We start from the raw sequence: 14,682 nt of genomic DNA, 5'->3' as shown, positions 1-14,682 counted from the left end.
CCAACCCTGTTCACATACTGTCGCGAGAAGGCCGTCAACAAGGTTACAAGCCGCTCAGGAACCGAGACATACCTGAACACTCCTTGGTTCCACATAAGCGGGCAGCACTTGAACCTTGATCACGGCCTCGCAGCCAGTTCGTGGAAAGGTTTATCAGCCCTTGTAGATCTTCGGGTTGAACACATCCCGCAGCCAGTCACCCAGCAGGTTGATCACCAGCACCAGCACCACCAGGCAGAGGCCCGGGAAGGCGGTGATCCACCAGGACCCGGAGAAGATGTAGTTGAAGCCCACGCTGATGAGCGACCCCAGGGACGGTTGATCAACCGGCATCCCCAGACCCAGGAAGGAGAGGGCAGCCTCGCTCATGATGGCGTTCGCCACCTGCACGGTAGAGATGACCAGGATGGGCGACAGGCAGTTCGGCAGAATGTGGCGGAACATGATGCGCGGGGCGCGGAACCCCATCACCTGAGCCGCTTCCACATACTCCTTCTTCTTCTCCGCCAGCACGGAGGCGCGCACCGTCCGGGCATACTGGGGCCACTCGGCGATACCGATGATCACCACCAGCATCAGGATGGCGAACTTCGAGTAGAACTCGGAGCCAAAGGTCGCCTGGAAGATGGCGGAGATGATGATCGCCACCATCATGGTGGAGAACGACAGCTGCACGTCGGCAAAGCGCATCAACAGGTTGTCGATGCGACCACCAAAGTAACCGGCCATCAGACCGATGACGATACCGAGCACCAGCTGCAGCCCCACCGCGAACAGACCAATGGTCAGCGAGATGCGGGCACCATAGAGGATGGTGCTCCAGATGTCGCGCCCCTGGTTGTCGGTCCCGAGCCAGAAGCGGGCCTCGCCCCCTTCCAGCCAGGAGGGGGGCAGCTCCGCATCCATCAGATCGAAGCTGGTCTGGTCATAGACGTTGTGCGGTGCGATCCAGGGTGCCAGCAGGGCCGCCAGCACGAAGACCACAAACACCGCAAAGCTGAACATGGCTACCTTGTCCCGCAGGAAGTAGTAGACGATGTCGGAATTTTTGAAGCGTGCCCAACGGCTTGGGCTTGCAGTTACAGCATTAGTCATCTGTTACCCCTTGGCGGTCAGGTTGACGGTCGGGTTGATCAACCCGTAGAGCAGGTCGACCAGGGTATTGGTCACCACGAAAATGAGGCCGACGAAGATGACGTAGGCGGTGATCAGCGGCGTATCGACCCGGTGGATCGCCTCAAGGAAGAGGAAGCCGGTCCCCGGCCACTGGAACACGCTCTCGGTCAGGATGGTGTAGGCCACCATGGTCCCGATCTGCACACCGCCCACCGTGATGACCGGCAGCATGGTGTTCTTCAGGGCGTGCTGGTAGTAGACCTTGTTGTTGTCCAGCCCCTTGGCACGGGCAAACTTGACGTACTCGGAGGAGAGCTGCTCCAGCATCTCCGAGCGCACCAGCCGGATGAACAGCGGCAGCATGATGGAGGAGAGGGAGACCGCAGGCAGCACCAGGTGCAGGATACCGTCCCAGGTAAAGAAGCCCGACTCCCAGCCCAGCAGGTTGTAGGTCTCGCCACGGCCATAGGCCGGCAGCCAGCCCAGCTGGATGGAGAAGAGGTACATCAGCATGATGGCGGTCAGGAAGACCGGGATCGAGATGCCGATGCTGCTCACCGCCATGATGACCTTGGTGAGGATGCTGCGCGGTCTTATCGCCGAATAAACCCCCAGCGGAATGGAGACCACGACGATGATGAGCGCGGCGGCAAACACCAGCTCAAGGGTAGCCACCAGCTTGTCGAGGATAACCTCGAGGGCTGGTCGCTTGAAGAAATAGGAAGTGCCCAGATCCCCGTGTACCGCGTTCTTCAAGAAGCGGCTGTATTTCACGAGGAAGGGATCATTGAGTCCCATCTTGTCGCGCAGCTCCTGGCGCACGGACTCGGAGACGGATTGTCCCACCAGCTCGCGCAGCGGATCCCCCAGGTTGTCCTGGATGGAGAAGGCGACCAGGCTGATGACGAACATCACTATCACGGCCTGATAGAACCGTTTCAGCAGGAATGTAAACATGCTTGTCCTTCTACGTGGCCTGTGTCTTGGCACAGGCTTCTGTTAATGGCGGGGCAACCATGGGTGCCCCGCCGGGTCCTTCCTTAAACGCTTCGCTTACTTGTTGACCACCAGGTCACCCAGATAAGGGAAGTTCATCACGTTGACCACCGGCTTGATGTCGACGTTCTTCTTGGCACCGTAGGCCAGGTCTTCCCAGTGCAGCGGCACATAGGCAGCGTCGTCGATCAGCATGGCTTCCACCTTCTGCAGGATGGCGGCACGCTTGGCAGGATCGGTCTCGGTGTTGGCTTCCATCACCATCTTGTCAGCTTCCGCGTTGGCATAACCGCCGCAGTTGTACTGACCCATGCCGGTCTTGGCATCCTTGGTGAAGGTCAGGAACTCGAAGAAGTTCGCACTGTCTTCGGTGTCGGAGTGCCAGCCGATCAGCTGCATGTCAGCGGCGCACTTGTCAAACTCCGGCCAGTACTGGGCCACCGGCATGGTCTTCAGATCCACCTTGATGTTGATCTTGGACAGCATGGCGGAGACGGCCTGGGCAATCTTGACGTCGTTGACGTAGCGGGCAGCCGGGGAGATGAAGCTCATCTTGAAGCCCTTCTCGTAACCGGCTTCCTTCATCAGCTCCTTGGCCTTGGCCAGATCATACTGGGGCTTGAGCGCCTCGTTGTAGCCTGCGTAGCCTTTCGGGCTCAGCTGGCCGGCCGGGGTACCGAAGCCCTTGTTGATCTTGTCGACGATGCCCACCTGGTTGATGGCGTAGTTGATCGCCTGACGCACGCGCTTGTCTTTCAGCGCCGGGTTGGTGTTCTGGTTCAGCTCGATGATGATGGCACGGGTACCGGACAGGGTGACCAGCTGGGAATCCTTGCCGTTCTTCACGCGCTCCAGATCGTTCGGGGCAACCGGGTAGATCATGTCCACGTCGCCGCCCAGCAGGGCTGCAACACGGGTGGCGTCTTCCTTGATCGGTACCACGGTCAGGTTGTCGACGTTGCCCTTGGAGGCCTTGTCCCAGTAGTTGGCGTTGCGCACGTATTCCAGCTTCACGCCCTGCTCGCGGAACTTGACGCTGAACGGACCGGTACCGGAGACATTGGTGGAGGCGAAGGAGTCACCGTTCTTCACGATCTCGGCCTTGTCCTTGCCCGCCTCGGTCTTGCCGCTATAGAACTTGGAGTCCATCGGGAAGATGTAGGTGACGGTCTGCAGCACCAGCGGGAACGGCTTGGCGGTGACGAGATCCACGGTGAAATCATCCACCTTCTTGGCTTCGGCGATGGGGTCGAAGATCGCCTTGAAGTCCGGGGAGGCCTTCAGACGGTTGACGGTCCATACCACGTCATCGGCGGTGAAGTCGTTGCCGGAGTGGAACTTCACACCCTTGCGCAGGTGGAAACGGACGGTCTTGTCGTCGATGCGCTCATACTTCTCGGCCAGACGCGGCTCGAACTGCAGATCCTGGGTGTAACGCATCAGGGGGTCGAACACCAGGTGAGACATCTCCAGGGTCTGACCGGAGAGCTGCTCCTGCGGGTCCAGAGAGGTGGCGTCGGACGCGACGGCGACCTTGATGTCGGCAGCAGAAACGTTGAACGCGAGACCAGCGGCGAACAGCGCCATGGCGATCTTGGATAATCCTTTCTTCATGTCTTTCTCCATGCTTTTGGCTTTTTATTGACAGACAAACCGGCGAACCGGTGCTTTCCTAGCTTGCGATTTCCAGCCCCTCGCGGGACATTCCCTTGAATTCCGGCATAAGGGAGATCAGCTTGCGGCTGTACTCATGCTCGGCATTGGTGAACAGTTTCTCGGTCTCGGCCACTTCCACCAGATGACCGTGCTGCATCACACCGATGCGGTCGCACATCTGGCGGATGACCGGCAGATCGTGACTGATGAACAGCATGGTGAGCCCAAGCTCCTGTTGCAAGTCTTTGAGCAGGTTGAGGATCTGGGCCTGCACCGAGACATCCAGCGCCGAGGTGGGCTCGTCGCAGATGAGGAAGCGCGGGCGGGTCGCCAGGGCGCGGGCAATGGAGATGCGCTGGCGCTGACCACCGGAGAATTCGTGGGGATACTTGACCCCGGCGCCGCGGCCCAGGCCCACATGATCCAGCAGGTCCCCGACGATCTGCTCTATCTGCCGCTCGCTCTCGGCGAGGCGGTGGAAGCGGATCGGCTCGGCGATGATGTCACGCACCTTCATGCGCGGGTTCATCGAAGAGTACGGGTTCTGGAACACCATCTGCATCTGGCGGCGCAGGGGGCGACGCTCGTGCTCCCCTTTCAGGGCGGTGAGATCGATCCCCTCGAAGACAATCTTGCCGGTGTCGGGCGGATAGAGCCCGGTGATGGCACGGGCGATGGTGGATTTACCGGAGCCCGACTCCCCCACCAGACCGAAAGTCTCACCCTCGAAGATCTCGAAGCTGATGTTGTTGCAGGCGCGCACGTACTGGCGGCGGCTCGGGAAGATGGAATCCTTGGTGACGAACTTCAGATCCACGTTCTCCACCCGCAACAGCGCGCCTTCATAGGTGCGCTCGTCCTGACTCTGGCCGAGCCAGTGGGTTTTGAGATCGATGCTGGTATCCGCCGCACCGGCATCCTCGATATAGGAGACCAGGGGGAAGCGCACCAGCTTCACATCCGAGCGGGGCACCGCCGAGATGAGGCTGCGGGTATAGGGGTGATTGGGGCGGCCCAGCACCTGTTCCGTGGTGCCGAACTCCACCAGATCGCCGCGGTACATCACCGCCACCTTGTCGGTGACGTTGGAGACCACCCCCATGTCATGGGTCACCAGCATGCAGCCTACCTGGCGCTCTTTGCACAGGTTGCGGATGAGCTGGAGGATCTGATCCTGGATGGAGACGTCCAGCGCCGTGGTCGGCTCATCGGCGATGATGAGCTCGGGATCCCCGGAGAGGGCGATGGCGATCACCACCCGCTGGCGCATGCCACCGGAGAACTGGTGAGGATACTGCTTGATGCGCACGTCCGGGTTCGGGATCCCCACCGCCCCCATCAGCTCGAGGGCCTTGGCAAAGGCCGCCTCGCGGGACAGGTCGGTGTTGGCGAGGATGGTCTCCACCAGCTGCTGCTCCACGGTGAACAGCGGATTGAGGGAGGTCATGGGATCCTGGAAGATGAAACCGATGCGCGAGCCGCGAATGGCCCGCATCTCGTTCTGGCTCTTGCCGGAGATGAGCTCGCCGTTCAGGTAGATATCGCCACGGGCGATGCGACCGGGCGGGCTCAACAGATCGATGACGGCGTTGCCGATGGTGGATTTGCCAGCGCCGGACTCACCGACGACGCCGACGATCTCGCCCTTTTCAACAGAAAAAGAGAGATCCTTGACCGCGGCAAGCACCCCGTAGCGGGAGGGGTACTCGATCCGCAAGTTTTTGACTTCAAGCAAGGACATGGTTACCTCTGCGGGGGACATCCGTCCCAAATAATTCGTCCGTAAATCAGCCGCAGATGCTGGTTGTGCCTTGGTACTGCTCGAGAGCCGTTGTTGTGTAATTAACGCTCAATCCATGAGGCAGCCAAACCAGCGATCCGGGCGGGTTTTTTGCATTTTTTTGGAATAACCCGCGAGTAAGTTAGTCGGTTTGCCCGCGGGTGTAAATGATCCAGTTATACAATTTCGCAATACTTTGCCCAGAGAATGCCGACACCCTGGGGTTAAAATGTCGATAAAAGTCACATTACCAGAGATTACGCTGGCAATGCGAGACCATCAACCAATTATGTTTCAACAAAATAGCAACAAACCATCTTATTCACTATCAGCATTATGCTGACCAGCTTCGAATGAGTAGTGAATATTTATGTGAAATGATTTTTTGACGGCAGCATATCTGGAGTAAGGAAAAATAGGCAGAGCTAAATAGGGACAATGCAGAAGGATCAACCTGGGCCACAGGCCCGCCGGCACGGCAAGCCGGGAGGGATTGCATACAAAAAAACGCAGGCCCCTCAGGGCCTGCGTGTGCGGTATATCCGGCCTCTTTGCAAGAGGAGAGCAGTGAAAAAACAGCGAGACGGGCGTTCGGGAGCCGCCTCCCCTCACCAGTGGGCAAGCAGTTGCATGCAGGCCAGGGCGAACAGGCCGGCGATGAGATCGTCCAGCATGATGCCAAGCCCGCCGTGAATGCGGCGATCGAACCAGGAGATGGGCCAGGGCTTAAGGATGTCGAACACCCGGAACAGCACGAAGCCCGCCAGCACCCACTCCCAGCCGGCCGGGGCCGCAATCATGGTGACCCCGAATCCGATGACCTCGTCCCAGACGATGGCCCCGTGATCCGGCATCCCGATGGCGTCGGTGGCGCTCTGGCAGATGCGGATGCCCGCCACGAAACCCACCACCAGCAGGGCGATGAACCAGGAGGTCGGCAGCCCGCTCACCAACAGATAGAGCGGGATGGCTGCCAGGGTCCCCATGGTGCCCGGCGCCTTGGGGGAGAGGCCGGAGCCAAAGCCCACCGCCAGGAAGTGGAGCGGGTTTTTAAGGTTCAGCCGCGTCAGTTCGGGCTTTATCTTGAAAGATATCATGCGAAGTGATCCCAGCCCTTGAGGTGCAGTTCGACGGGTTGTTCGTCCTGCAGGTAGTCGATGCCAGGCTCCCCGGCCAGGATGCGACCGATGCGGGTGAACTTCACGCCACAATTGGCCAACGCCGTGTCCAGGGCGCCGTGGTGCTCCTGGGGCACGGTGAAGCAGAGCTCGTAGTCGTCGCCCCCGGCCAGGGCCAGCTGCCAGGCATCCATGGCCGGCACCGCATCCTGCAACACGGGGGAGAGGGGCAGCAGATTGAGATCGATCTGGGCCCGCACGCCGGACGCCTTGAGGATGTGGCCGAGATCAGACGCCAGGCCGTCGGAGAGATCCAGGGCGCTGCTGGCCAGCCCGCGCAGGGCCTGACCGGCCAGGATGCGGGGATGGGGATGGTCGAGGCGCGGCAGCACGGCCGCCAGCTGGTTCTCGTTGAGGGTGCGCTTGCCCAGCAGGTGGGAGAGCGCCAGGGCGGCATCTCCCAGGGTACCGGTCACGTAGACCCCGTCACCGGCCTTGGCGCCGCTGCGCAGCAGGGCGCGACCTGCCGGGACCGATCCTTTCACCGAGACGGTGATGGAGAGGGGCCCGCGGGTCATGTCTCCCCCCACCAGCGCCACGTTGTAGTACTCGGCGAGCTCGAGGAACCCTTCGGCGAAACCGGCGACCCAGCGCTCGTTGATGGCGGGCAGGGTCAGGGCCAGGGAGACCCAGCGCGGCTCGGCACCCATGGCGGCCAGATCGGAGAGATTGACCGCCAACGCCTTGTAGCCGAGATCCACCGGATCCATGTCGGGGAAGAAGTGCACGCCGCTCACCAGGGTGTCCGTGCTCACCGCCAACTGGGCGTCGGGGGGCAGGGTCAGCAGGGCACAGTCATCTCCAGGGCCCATCACCACGTCCTTGCGGGCGTGGGGGACCTTGAAGTACTTCTCAATCAGCTCAAATTCACCCATACAGTAAAAAGCCAGCAATAAGCTGGCTCCTCTCTTAATTGCTGACGGACAGCAGGATCAGCGCTTGGGCAGCGTCTTGATCACCTTGTCCAGGACGCCGTTGACAAACTTGTGGCTGTCATCGGCGGCGAAGGCTTTGGCCAGCTCGATCGCTTCGTTGATCACCACGCGCGGCGGCACATCTTCACGACGGGTCAGCTCGTAGGTCGCCAGACGCAGGATCGCCTTGTCCACCATGTCCACTTCTTCCAGCGGACGGGAGAGGAAAGGCGCGAACACCTTGTCCAGCTCGTTGCAGTGGACCGCTACCCCGAACAGCAGATCGCGGAAATAGTTCAGGTCCACACCCTTGGTGTCCTGATCGATCTTGAACTGCTCTTCGATGTCGCCCACGTTGGCCTGGGTCATCTGCCACTGGTAGATGGCCTGGGTGGCGCAATGGCGGGCCTTACGGCGCTCGGACGGTTTCAATGCATTTCTCCTCGTTACACGTCCAGTTGTTTCAGGACGTTGATCATTTCGAGCGCGCTCAGTGCAGCCTCTGCACCCTTGTTACCCGCCTTGGTACCGGCGCGTTCGATGGCTTGTTCAATGTTTTCGGTGGTCAGCACGCCGAAGGCAACGGGAATGTCGTATTCCATCATCACCTGGGCCAGACCCTTGCCGTTCTCGCTCGCTACCAGTTCGAAGTGGTAGGTACCGCCGCGGATGACGGTGCCGAGTGCGACGATGGCGTCGTATTGACCGCTCTTGGCCAGCTTCTTGGCCGCCAGGGGAATTTCGACGGCCCCCGGTACGCGCACCAGGGTCAGATTGCTCTCCTGGACCTGACCTTGACGCTTCAGCACGTCCAGCGCGCCGTTCACCAGGCTGTCATTGATGAAGCTGTTGAAACGGGCAACGACAATAGCAACACGCGCCTCGGGAGCGGCGATATTTCCTTCGATAATCTTCATTGGAAATCCTGTCTCTGTGCAATCAATTAGGGGCCGGGCTCAAAAGTGCACGCATTCTAGCACAACAGAGCCGCGACAAAAAACCATGGCCGCAACGGGCGGCCATGGTGATGAATTCAACCGTACGCAGCGCTTACTCGCCGACGTACTCCACCACTTCCAGACCAAAGCCACCGAGGGCATGGTACTTCTTGGGAGAGCTCAATAGGCGCATCTTGCCGACCCCCAGCGCCTTGAGGATCTGGGAACCGACGCCGACCCGGCGCGAGGTGCCCTGCCACTTGGCCCCTTCCGGCGCCAGCCCCTTGTCGGCGGCTTCAAAACCCTTGACCCTGGCCAGCAGCTCGGCGCCATGGGCTTCCGCCCCCAGGATCACCAGCACCCCGCCCTCGTCGGCGATGCGGGCCATGGATTTGGGCAGCGGCCAGCTGCGGGCGCTGTGGCGGTCGGTGAGCAGCAGATCGCTCAGCACGTCGTGCAGGTGCACCCGTACCAGGGTCGGCTGGTCGGCCTTCACGTCCCCTTTCTTCAGGGCGAAGTGCACCTGGTTGTCGATGGTGTCTCGGAAGGTGACGAGGTCGAACTCGCCGTATTCGGTGGGCAACTTGCACTCGGCCACTTTCTCTACCGTGGTCTCGTGCTGGTTGCGGTATTCGATAAGGTCGGCAATGGTGCCGAGCTTGATGCCGTGCTGCTCGGCGAAGATCTCGAGATCCGGGCGCCGGGCCATGGTGCCGTCTTCGTTGAGGATCTCGACGATGACGGAGGCAGGCTCGAAGCCGGCCAGCCGGGCCAGATCGCAGCCCGCTTCGGTGTGGCCGGCGCGGGTCAGCACACCGCCATCCTGCGCCATCAGCGGGAAGATGTGGCCGGGCTGCACCAGATCGGCGGCCTTGGCATGGGGCGCCACCGCAGCCTGCACGGTGACGGCGCGGTCGGCGGCGGAGATGCCGGTGGTCACCCCTTCCGCCGCCTCGATGGAGACGGTGAAGGCGGTGGAGAACTGGGCATTGTTGCGATCGACCATCAGCGGCAGCGCCAGCTGCTTGCAGCGATCCCGGGTCAGGGTCAGGCAGATGAGGCCACGACCGTAGCGCGCCATGAAGTTGATGTCTTCCGGGCGGACACAGGAGGCGGCCATGATCAGGTCCCCTTCGTTCTCCCTGTCTTCGTCATCCATCAGGATCACCATCTTGCCAGCCTTGATATCGGCAATGATTTCCTGGGTCGTGCTCAGCGCCATGGGCTACTCCATCAACATGCTTGGGGATTGAGCCAGTCGGCTCGACTTGATACTGCGTATTGTGCTCTAGATGGGGGCACGCGGCCCCGTTTCAATCCGCGCGGGATCACAGAACCGCGTTTTCCCGTCAAAACGGCTCACAAGAATCCGGACTGGGCCAGCTTCTCCAGGGTCAGGGTAGAGGCACTGCTCTCCTCGCGCTTGCCCGTCATCAGCCGCTCCAGATAGCGGGCTATCTGGTCCACCTCGAGGTTGACCCGGTAGCCGGGTTTCCAGCGGGCGATGGTGGTCTCCTGGGCGGTGTGGGGCACGATGGTCAGCCGGAACAGATCCCCCTGAACCGCATTGACGGTGAGGCTGATTCCATCCACTGCAATGGAGCCCTTCTCGGCGATGTAGCGCGAGAGCTCCCCCGGCGCCTTGATCCAGTATTCGATGGCGCGGCCGCTGGACGATTTGCTCTTCACCTCGCCGATGCCGTCCACGTGGCCAGAGACCAGGTGGCCGCCGAGGCGGGAAGTGGGCATCAACGCCTTCTCGAGGTTGACCGGATCCCCCACCTTGGCGGCAGAAAAACCGGTGCGGGAGAGGGTTTCCAGGGAGACGTCGGCGGTATAGCTGTGATCCCCAAGCGCCACCACGGTGAGACAGACGCCGTTGGTGGCGATGGAGTCGCCCAGCTTGACGTCACTGAAGTCCAGGGTCGGCGCGTGCACGGTGAGGGCCATGTCCTCCCCCTGGCGACGCAGCTCGGCCAGGGTTCCCACCGCTTCGATAATTCCGGTAAACATGCAGATCACCTTGCTGATGACGGGGGCGATGGATGCCCCCGTGAACATTGAAAAATCAGGCTATTTTCGCAGTGATGCGAATATCCTGGCCAAGCATGCGCACATCCTTGAGGTTGAGTTTGGGAGCCTGGAACAGCCGGGTCAGCCCCGGCAGATGGAACAGGCCGCGCCCCTCATCCCCCATCAGTTTGGGCGCCTGATAGAGCACCAGCTCGTCCACCAGCCCCTTCTCCAGCAGGGCGCCGCACAGCCGCGGCCCCGCCTCCACCAGTACCGAGTTGACGTTCTGTTTGGCCAGCAGCATGAACAGACTGACCAGATCCAGCTTGCCATCCAGCAGCGGCACCTCCAGCTGCTGCACCCAGGCGGGCCACTCACCGGATGCCTTGTGGCGGGCCAGCAGTACCGGGCTCTCGCTCTGGAACAGGGGCAGATCCGGGGTGAGCCGGTTTTGCGAATCCACGATGACTCGAAGTGGCTGGCGCAGGGTCTCTTTGGGATAGACCGCCTTGACCGAGGGGGGCAGCTCGTCCCAGCGCACGGTGAGGGAGGCGCCATCCGCCAGCACGGTTTCGGCGCTGGAGAGGACTGCATCGTAACGGGCCCGCAGCCGCTGCACGTCCCGGCGCGCCTCCGCAGAGGTGATCCACTGGCTCTCGCCACTCGCCATGGCGGTGCGACCATCCAGGCTCGCCCCCAGCTTGACCGTCACCAGCGGAAACGCGGTGCGCATCCGCTTGAAGAAACCGGGATTGAGGGCCTCGGCTTCTGCGGCCAGCAGGCCGAAATCGGTCTTGATCCCCGCCTCGGAGAGCATCCGCAGGCCACGCCCGCCCACCTGGGGATTGGGATCCACCATGGCGGCGACCACCCGGGTCACCCCGGCCTTGATGAGCGCCTCGGCGCAGGGGGGCGTGCGACCATGATGGGAGCAGGGCTCCAGGGTCACATAGGCGGTGGCACCGCGGGCCTCTTCCCCTGCCGCGTGCAGAGCATAGACCTCGGCATGGGGCTCACCGGCCCGCTTGTGCCAGCCCTCCCCCACCACCACGCCGGCCTTCACCAGCACGGCGCCGACGCAGGGGTTGGGGGCCGTGGTGTAACGGCCGCACCGGGCCAGTTCGAGGGCCCGGCTCATCCATTGGTAATCGTCTTGACTAAACATCCGGGCTCCTGTGTCCAGCAACCTGTCCCCCGTGGCACGGCCATCCGATGGGACAAGAAAATAGGGTGTACGCGCTTGCAGCACGCCTTCTCGGGCAGATCGGCCATGGCATCTGACGCCATGGCGACGGGCACACACATCGCAGGATGCGGCCGCACGCCCTCATACTTTTTCACCAGTGCAACGATGCGCTATCTGGATGTCTCACTGGTGTAACAACTGGCGCTGCCGCAACGGCAGCCCCTCTCTTATTCACATAGGGAGCGACAGGCCGACGTTACTTCTCCAGCTTGGCGATCTCTTCCCCGAATTCGCGAATGTCTTCAAAGCTGCGGTAGACGGAGGCAAAGCGGATGTAGGCCACCTTGTCCAGGCTCTTGAGCTCATCCATCACCAGATTGCCCACCAGCTGGGAGGCCACCTCCCGCTCACCGGTGGCCCGCAGGCGGGACTTGATGTGGTTGACCGCCTTCTCGATGGCCTCCATGCTCACCGGCCGCTTCTCCAGCGCCCGCAGAATGCCGGCACGCAGCTTGTCTTCGTTGAAGGGCTCGCGGGAGCCGTTGGACTTGATGACGCGGGGCATGACCAGTTCGGCCATTTCGAAGGTGGTAAAACGCTCGTGACAGAGCAGGCATTCGCGACGGCGGCGCACCTGATGGCCCTCGGCCACCAGACGGGAATCGATCACCTTGGTATCAACGGCACTACAGAAAGGGCAATGCATCTGACCTCCGGCGTGGATGAAAATGGGCGCGGGCCCCGGGGGCTGGCGCTAGGCCGGCCAGTGTAACACGGCCATCCAGAACCGGTAAAAGCCCATGAAAACAAGGGACAACCAGCCAGACCTTCGGGCAGGACTCAGTCGTCATAGGGCAACGCCTCGGGGTCGCAATCCTGGTAATCGGGGGCAGGATCCGCCGCGAACCGGCGAGCAGCCACATGGCTGTGACCCAGCATCAGCGCCTTGCCCACCCGGTGCATGCCATCCATCACCCGGCCGGCGCTGTCCAGCAGGATGGGATAGGCGAGATCCGCCGCCATCATGAGCTGGCAATGCGCCACCACGCTGCGCACCGTGGGCGTGGCGTCGCCATGGCCGTACCAGTGGTCGCGGTCAAGCTCGGCAATCTCGCCGAGTGCCACCGCCTGCACCGGCAGGTTGCGGCTCAGCCGGATCAAGCGGCGCACATCCCAGGCCAGCAGCCCCTGTTCGCTGGCGCGAAAGTGGTACTGGGCGCGAACCGTCTGCCGCAGTGACGCCTCCAGCACGTCCTCTTCCATGTCATCGCACATGATCACCTCTGTCTCATCTTGCCAGACGCTGCAAAAAACAATGCCACCCGAGGGTGGCATTGGTCTTCAACCTGAAGGTCAGGCTGATTATGCGTAGACCGGGAAGCGGCGGCAGATGTCCAGCACCTTCTCGCGCACGGTCGCCAGCACTTCTTCGTTGTCGTGGCTGTCCAGCACGTCGCAGATCCAGTTGGCCAACTGGATGGACTCGGCTTCCTTGAAGCCGCGGCGGGTGATGGCCGGGGTGCCGATACGCACGCCGGAGGTCACGAACGGGGAACGCGGGTCGTTCGGTACGGAGTTCTTGTTGACGGTGATGTTGGCCTTGCCGAGGGCTGCGTCGGCATCTTTGCCGGTCAGCTCGCGACCGATCAGATCAACCAGCATCAGATGGTTGTCGGTACCGCCGGAGACGATCTTGTAGCCGCGCTCGATAAAGGTCGCCGCCATGGCCTTGGCGTTCTTGACGACCTGGGCCTGGTAGGTCTTGAACTCGGGCTCCAGCGCTTCCTTGAAGGCCACGGCCTTGCCGGCGATGACGTGCATCAGCGGGCCGCCCTGACCACCCGGGAAGACGGCGGAGTTCAGTTTCTTGTACAGATCTTCGTCGTCGGCGGCGGAGAGGATCAGACCACCGCGCGGACCGGCCAGGGTCTTGTGGGTGGTGGAGGTGACCACGTGAGCGTGGGGCACCGGGTTCGGGTAGACGCCGGCGGCAATCAGACCGGCTACGTGGGCCATGTCCACGAACAGGTAAGCACCGATCTTGTCGGCGATTTCGCGCATGCGGGCCCAGTCGACGATGCCGGAGTAGGCGGAGAAGCCGCCGATCATCATCTTCGGCTTGTGCTCAACGGCCAGGCGCTCCATCTCGTCGTAGTCGATCTTGCCGGACTCGTCGATGCCGTAGGGGATGATGTTGTACAGCTTGCCGGAGAAGTTGACGGGGGAGCCGTGGGTCAGGTGACCGCCGTGGGCCAGGTTCATGCCGAGCACGGTGTCGCCTGGTTGCAGCAGGGCCATGTAGACGGCGCTGTTGGCCTGGGAGCCGGAGTGCGGCTGCACGTTGGCGTAGGTGGCACCGAACAGCTCTTTGGCGCGCTCGATGGCCAGGGTTTCAACCACATCCACATACTCGCAACCGCCGTAGTAACGCTTGGCCGGGTAGCCTTCGGCGTACTTGTTGGTCAACTGGGAGCCCTGGGCTTCCATGACGCGGGGGCTGGTGTAGTTCTCGGACGCAATCAGCTCGATGTGCTCTTCCTGACGACGGGTCTCGTCTGTGATGGCCTGCCACAGCTCTGGATCATAGCCGGCGATGGTCATGTCACGTTTCAACATCCGTTTATCTCCTGAAAATCGTTTGCGCGATAGGTGAAGTGGGCCCGCGCATTGTAACGTGAGCTGGATCAAAGAGACAGTCCAACCACCCAAAAAATTGTTTATAAAATGTAAAATACGTCGCAAATTTCGAATCCCGCCCCCTGGCTTCGCTCATCCCCCCGGCCTCCCCACACCAGCAATCCGGCTCCAGCCATCGTCCCCGCTTCCCGGGCAAGGCGATGAAAACCAGAGCCAGATCATGGATATAGCATTTACTAACAGATAACATCTTTAGGCCATGGGACAT

14 protein-coding genes are annotated in these 14,682 nt (G+C 61.6%); all 14 read right to left on the bottom strand.

Features of this window, described 5'->3' with window-relative positions; all coding sequences use genetic code 11:
- Window positions 1-153: 153 nt before the first annotated feature.
- Complete coding sequence (locus tag PG896_RS02070; RefSeq protein WP_029314771.1) at window positions 154-1,095, bottom strand: ABC transporter permease; 942 nt, start codon at window positions 1,093-1,095, stop codon at window positions 154-156.
- Between the two features lie 3 nt (window positions 1,096-1,098).
- Complete coding sequence (locus PG896_RS02065; RefSeq protein ID WP_039040297.1) at window positions 1,099-2,073, bottom strand: ABC transporter permease; 975 nt, start codon at window positions 2,071-2,073, stop codon at window positions 1,099-1,101.
- Window positions 2,074-2,169: 96 nt separating this feature from the next.
- Window positions 2,170-3,726, bottom strand: a complete 1,557-nt coding sequence (locus PG896_RS02060) for an ABC transporter substrate-binding protein (RefSeq protein ID WP_161469848.1) — start codon at window positions 3,724-3,726, stop codon at window positions 2,170-2,172.
- Window positions 3,727-3,784: 58 nt separating this feature from the next.
- On the bottom strand, window positions 3,785-5,509 hold the full coding sequence (locus PG896_RS02055; protein ID WP_010675387.1) for a dipeptide ABC transporter ATP-binding protein: 1,725 nt from the start codon (window positions 5,507-5,509) through the stop codon (window positions 3,785-3,787).
- Between the two features lie 647 nt (window positions 5,510-6,156).
- On the bottom strand, window positions 6,157-6,645 hold the full coding sequence (locus PG896_RS02050; RefSeq protein ID WP_171864898.1) for a phosphatidylglycerophosphatase A family protein: 489 nt from the start codon (window positions 6,643-6,645) through the stop codon (window positions 6,157-6,159).
- A complete protein-coding gene (gene thiL / locus PG896_RS02045) occupies window positions 6,642-7,601 on the bottom strand; it encodes a thiamine-phosphate kinase (RefSeq protein WP_043153245.1) in 960 nt (319 codons plus the stop codon). Before thiL ends, PG896_RS02050 begins: the two co-directional genes overlap by 4 nt.
- A gap of 57 nt (window positions 7,602-7,658) precedes the next feature.
- Window positions 7,659-8,072, bottom strand: coding sequence for a transcription antitermination factor NusB (gene nusB, locus PG896_RS02040; protein ID WP_010675390.1), 414 nt, complete (start codon window positions 8,070-8,072; stop codon window positions 7,659-7,661).
- A gap of 14 nt (window positions 8,073-8,086) precedes the next feature.
- Window positions 8,087-8,557 carry a 6,7-dimethyl-8-ribityllumazine synthase gene (gene ribH / locus PG896_RS02035; protein WP_010675391.1) on the bottom strand — a complete coding sequence of 157 codons (471 nt, stop codon included), beginning with the start codon at window positions 8,555-8,557 and terminating at the stop codon, window positions 8,087-8,089.
- A gap of 133 nt (window positions 8,558-8,690) precedes the next feature.
- A complete protein-coding gene (gene ribBA / locus PG896_RS02030) occupies window positions 8,691-9,800 on the bottom strand; it encodes a bifunctional 3,4-dihydroxy-2-butanone-4-phosphate synthase/GTP cyclohydrolase II (RefSeq protein ID WP_039040299.1) in 1,110 nt (369 codons plus the stop codon).
- Window positions 9,801-9,937: 137 nt separating this feature from the next.
- Window positions 9,938-10,591, bottom strand: a complete 654-nt coding sequence (locus PG896_RS02025; protein WP_039040359.1) for a riboflavin synthase — start codon at window positions 10,589-10,591, stop codon at window positions 9,938-9,940.
- A 55-nt stretch (window positions 10,592-10,646) separates the two neighbouring features.
- The gene (gene ribD, locus PG896_RS02020; protein WP_270835335.1) at window positions 10,647-11,756 is read right to left on the bottom strand and encodes a bifunctional diaminohydroxyphosphoribosylaminopyrimidine deaminase/5-amino-6-(5-phosphoribosylamino)uracil reductase RibD; all 1,110 of its coding nucleotides are present in this window, start codon (window positions 11,754-11,756) and stop codon (window positions 10,647-10,649) included.
- A gap of 277 nt (window positions 11,757-12,033) precedes the next feature.
- Window positions 12,034-12,483 carry a transcriptional regulator NrdR gene (gene nrdR / locus PG896_RS02015; RefSeq protein ID WP_010675395.1) on the bottom strand — a complete coding sequence of 150 codons (450 nt, stop codon included), beginning with the start codon at window positions 12,481-12,483 and terminating at the stop codon, window positions 12,034-12,036.
- 134 nt (window positions 12,484-12,617) lie between these two features.
- Complete coding sequence (locus PG896_RS02010) at window positions 12,618-13,052, bottom strand: hypothetical protein (RefSeq protein ID WP_052224829.1); 435 nt, start codon at window positions 13,050-13,052, stop codon at window positions 12,618-12,620.
- A gap of 87 nt (window positions 13,053-13,139) precedes the next feature.
- The gene (gene glyA, locus PG896_RS02005; protein ID WP_010675397.1) at window positions 13,140-14,393 is read right to left on the bottom strand and encodes a serine hydroxymethyltransferase; all 1,254 of its coding nucleotides are present in this window, start codon (window positions 14,391-14,393) and stop codon (window positions 13,140-13,142) included.
- Between the last annotated feature and the right edge of the window lie 289 nt (window positions 14,394-14,682).

Origin of the sequence: Aeromonas sp. QDB30, from assembly GCF_027707645.1 — a bacterium.
GTDB classification, from domain to species: domain Bacteria; phylum Pseudomonadota; class Gammaproteobacteria; order Enterobacterales; family Aeromonadaceae; genus Aeromonas; species Aeromonas caviae.
Note: the sequence above shows the minus strand (reverse complement) of the source record. Positions and strands in the feature narration are given on the sequence as shown.

Coding starts and splice junctions, on each gene's coding strand:
- PG896_RS02070 (WP_029314771.1), bottom strand. CDS start 1,095: ATGACTAATGCTGTAACTGCAAGCCCAAGCCGTTGGGCACGCTTCAAA.
- PG896_RS02055 (WP_010675387.1), bottom strand. CDS start 5,509: ATGTCCTTGCTTGAAGTCAAAAACTTGCGGATCGAGTACCCCTCCCGC.
- PG896_RS02025 (WP_039040359.1), bottom strand. CDS start 10,591: ATGTTTACCGGAATTATCGAAGCGGTGGGAACCCTGGCCGAGCTGCGT.
- ribD (WP_270835335.1), bottom strand. CDS start 11,756: ATGTTTAGTCAAGACGATTACCAATGGATGAGCCGGGCCCTCGAACTG.
- ribBA (WP_039040299.1), bottom strand. CDS start 9,800: ATGGCGCTGAGCACGACCCAGGAAATCATTGCCGATATCAAGGCTGGC.
- glyA (WP_010675397.1), bottom strand. CDS start 14,393: ATGTTGAAACGTGACATGACCATCGCCGGCTATGATCCAGAGCTGTGG.
- PG896_RS02065 (WP_039040297.1), bottom strand. CDS start 2,073: ATGTTTACATTCCTGCTGAAACGGTTCTATCAGGCCGTGATAGTGATG.
- nrdR (WP_010675395.1), bottom strand. CDS start 12,483: ATGCATTGCCCTTTCTGTAGTGCCGTTGATACCAAGGTGATCGATTCC.
- PG896_RS02010 (WP_052224829.1), bottom strand. CDS start 13,052: ATGTGCGATGACATGGAAGAGGACGTGCTGGAGGCGTCACTGCGGCAG.
- thiL (WP_043153245.1), bottom strand. CDS start 7,601: ATGGGTGAATTTGAGCTGATTGAGAAGTACTTCAAGGTCCCCCACGCC.
- ribH (WP_010675391.1), bottom strand. CDS start 8,557: ATGAAGATTATCGAAGGAAATATCGCCGCTCCCGAGGCGCGTGTTGCT.
- PG896_RS02060 (WP_161469848.1), bottom strand. CDS start 3,726: ATGAAGAAAGGATTATCCAAGATCGCCATGGCGCTGTTCGCCGCTGGT.
- PG896_RS02050 (WP_171864898.1), bottom strand. CDS start 6,645: ATGATATCTTTCAAGATAAAGCCCGAACTGACGCGGCTGAACCTTAAA.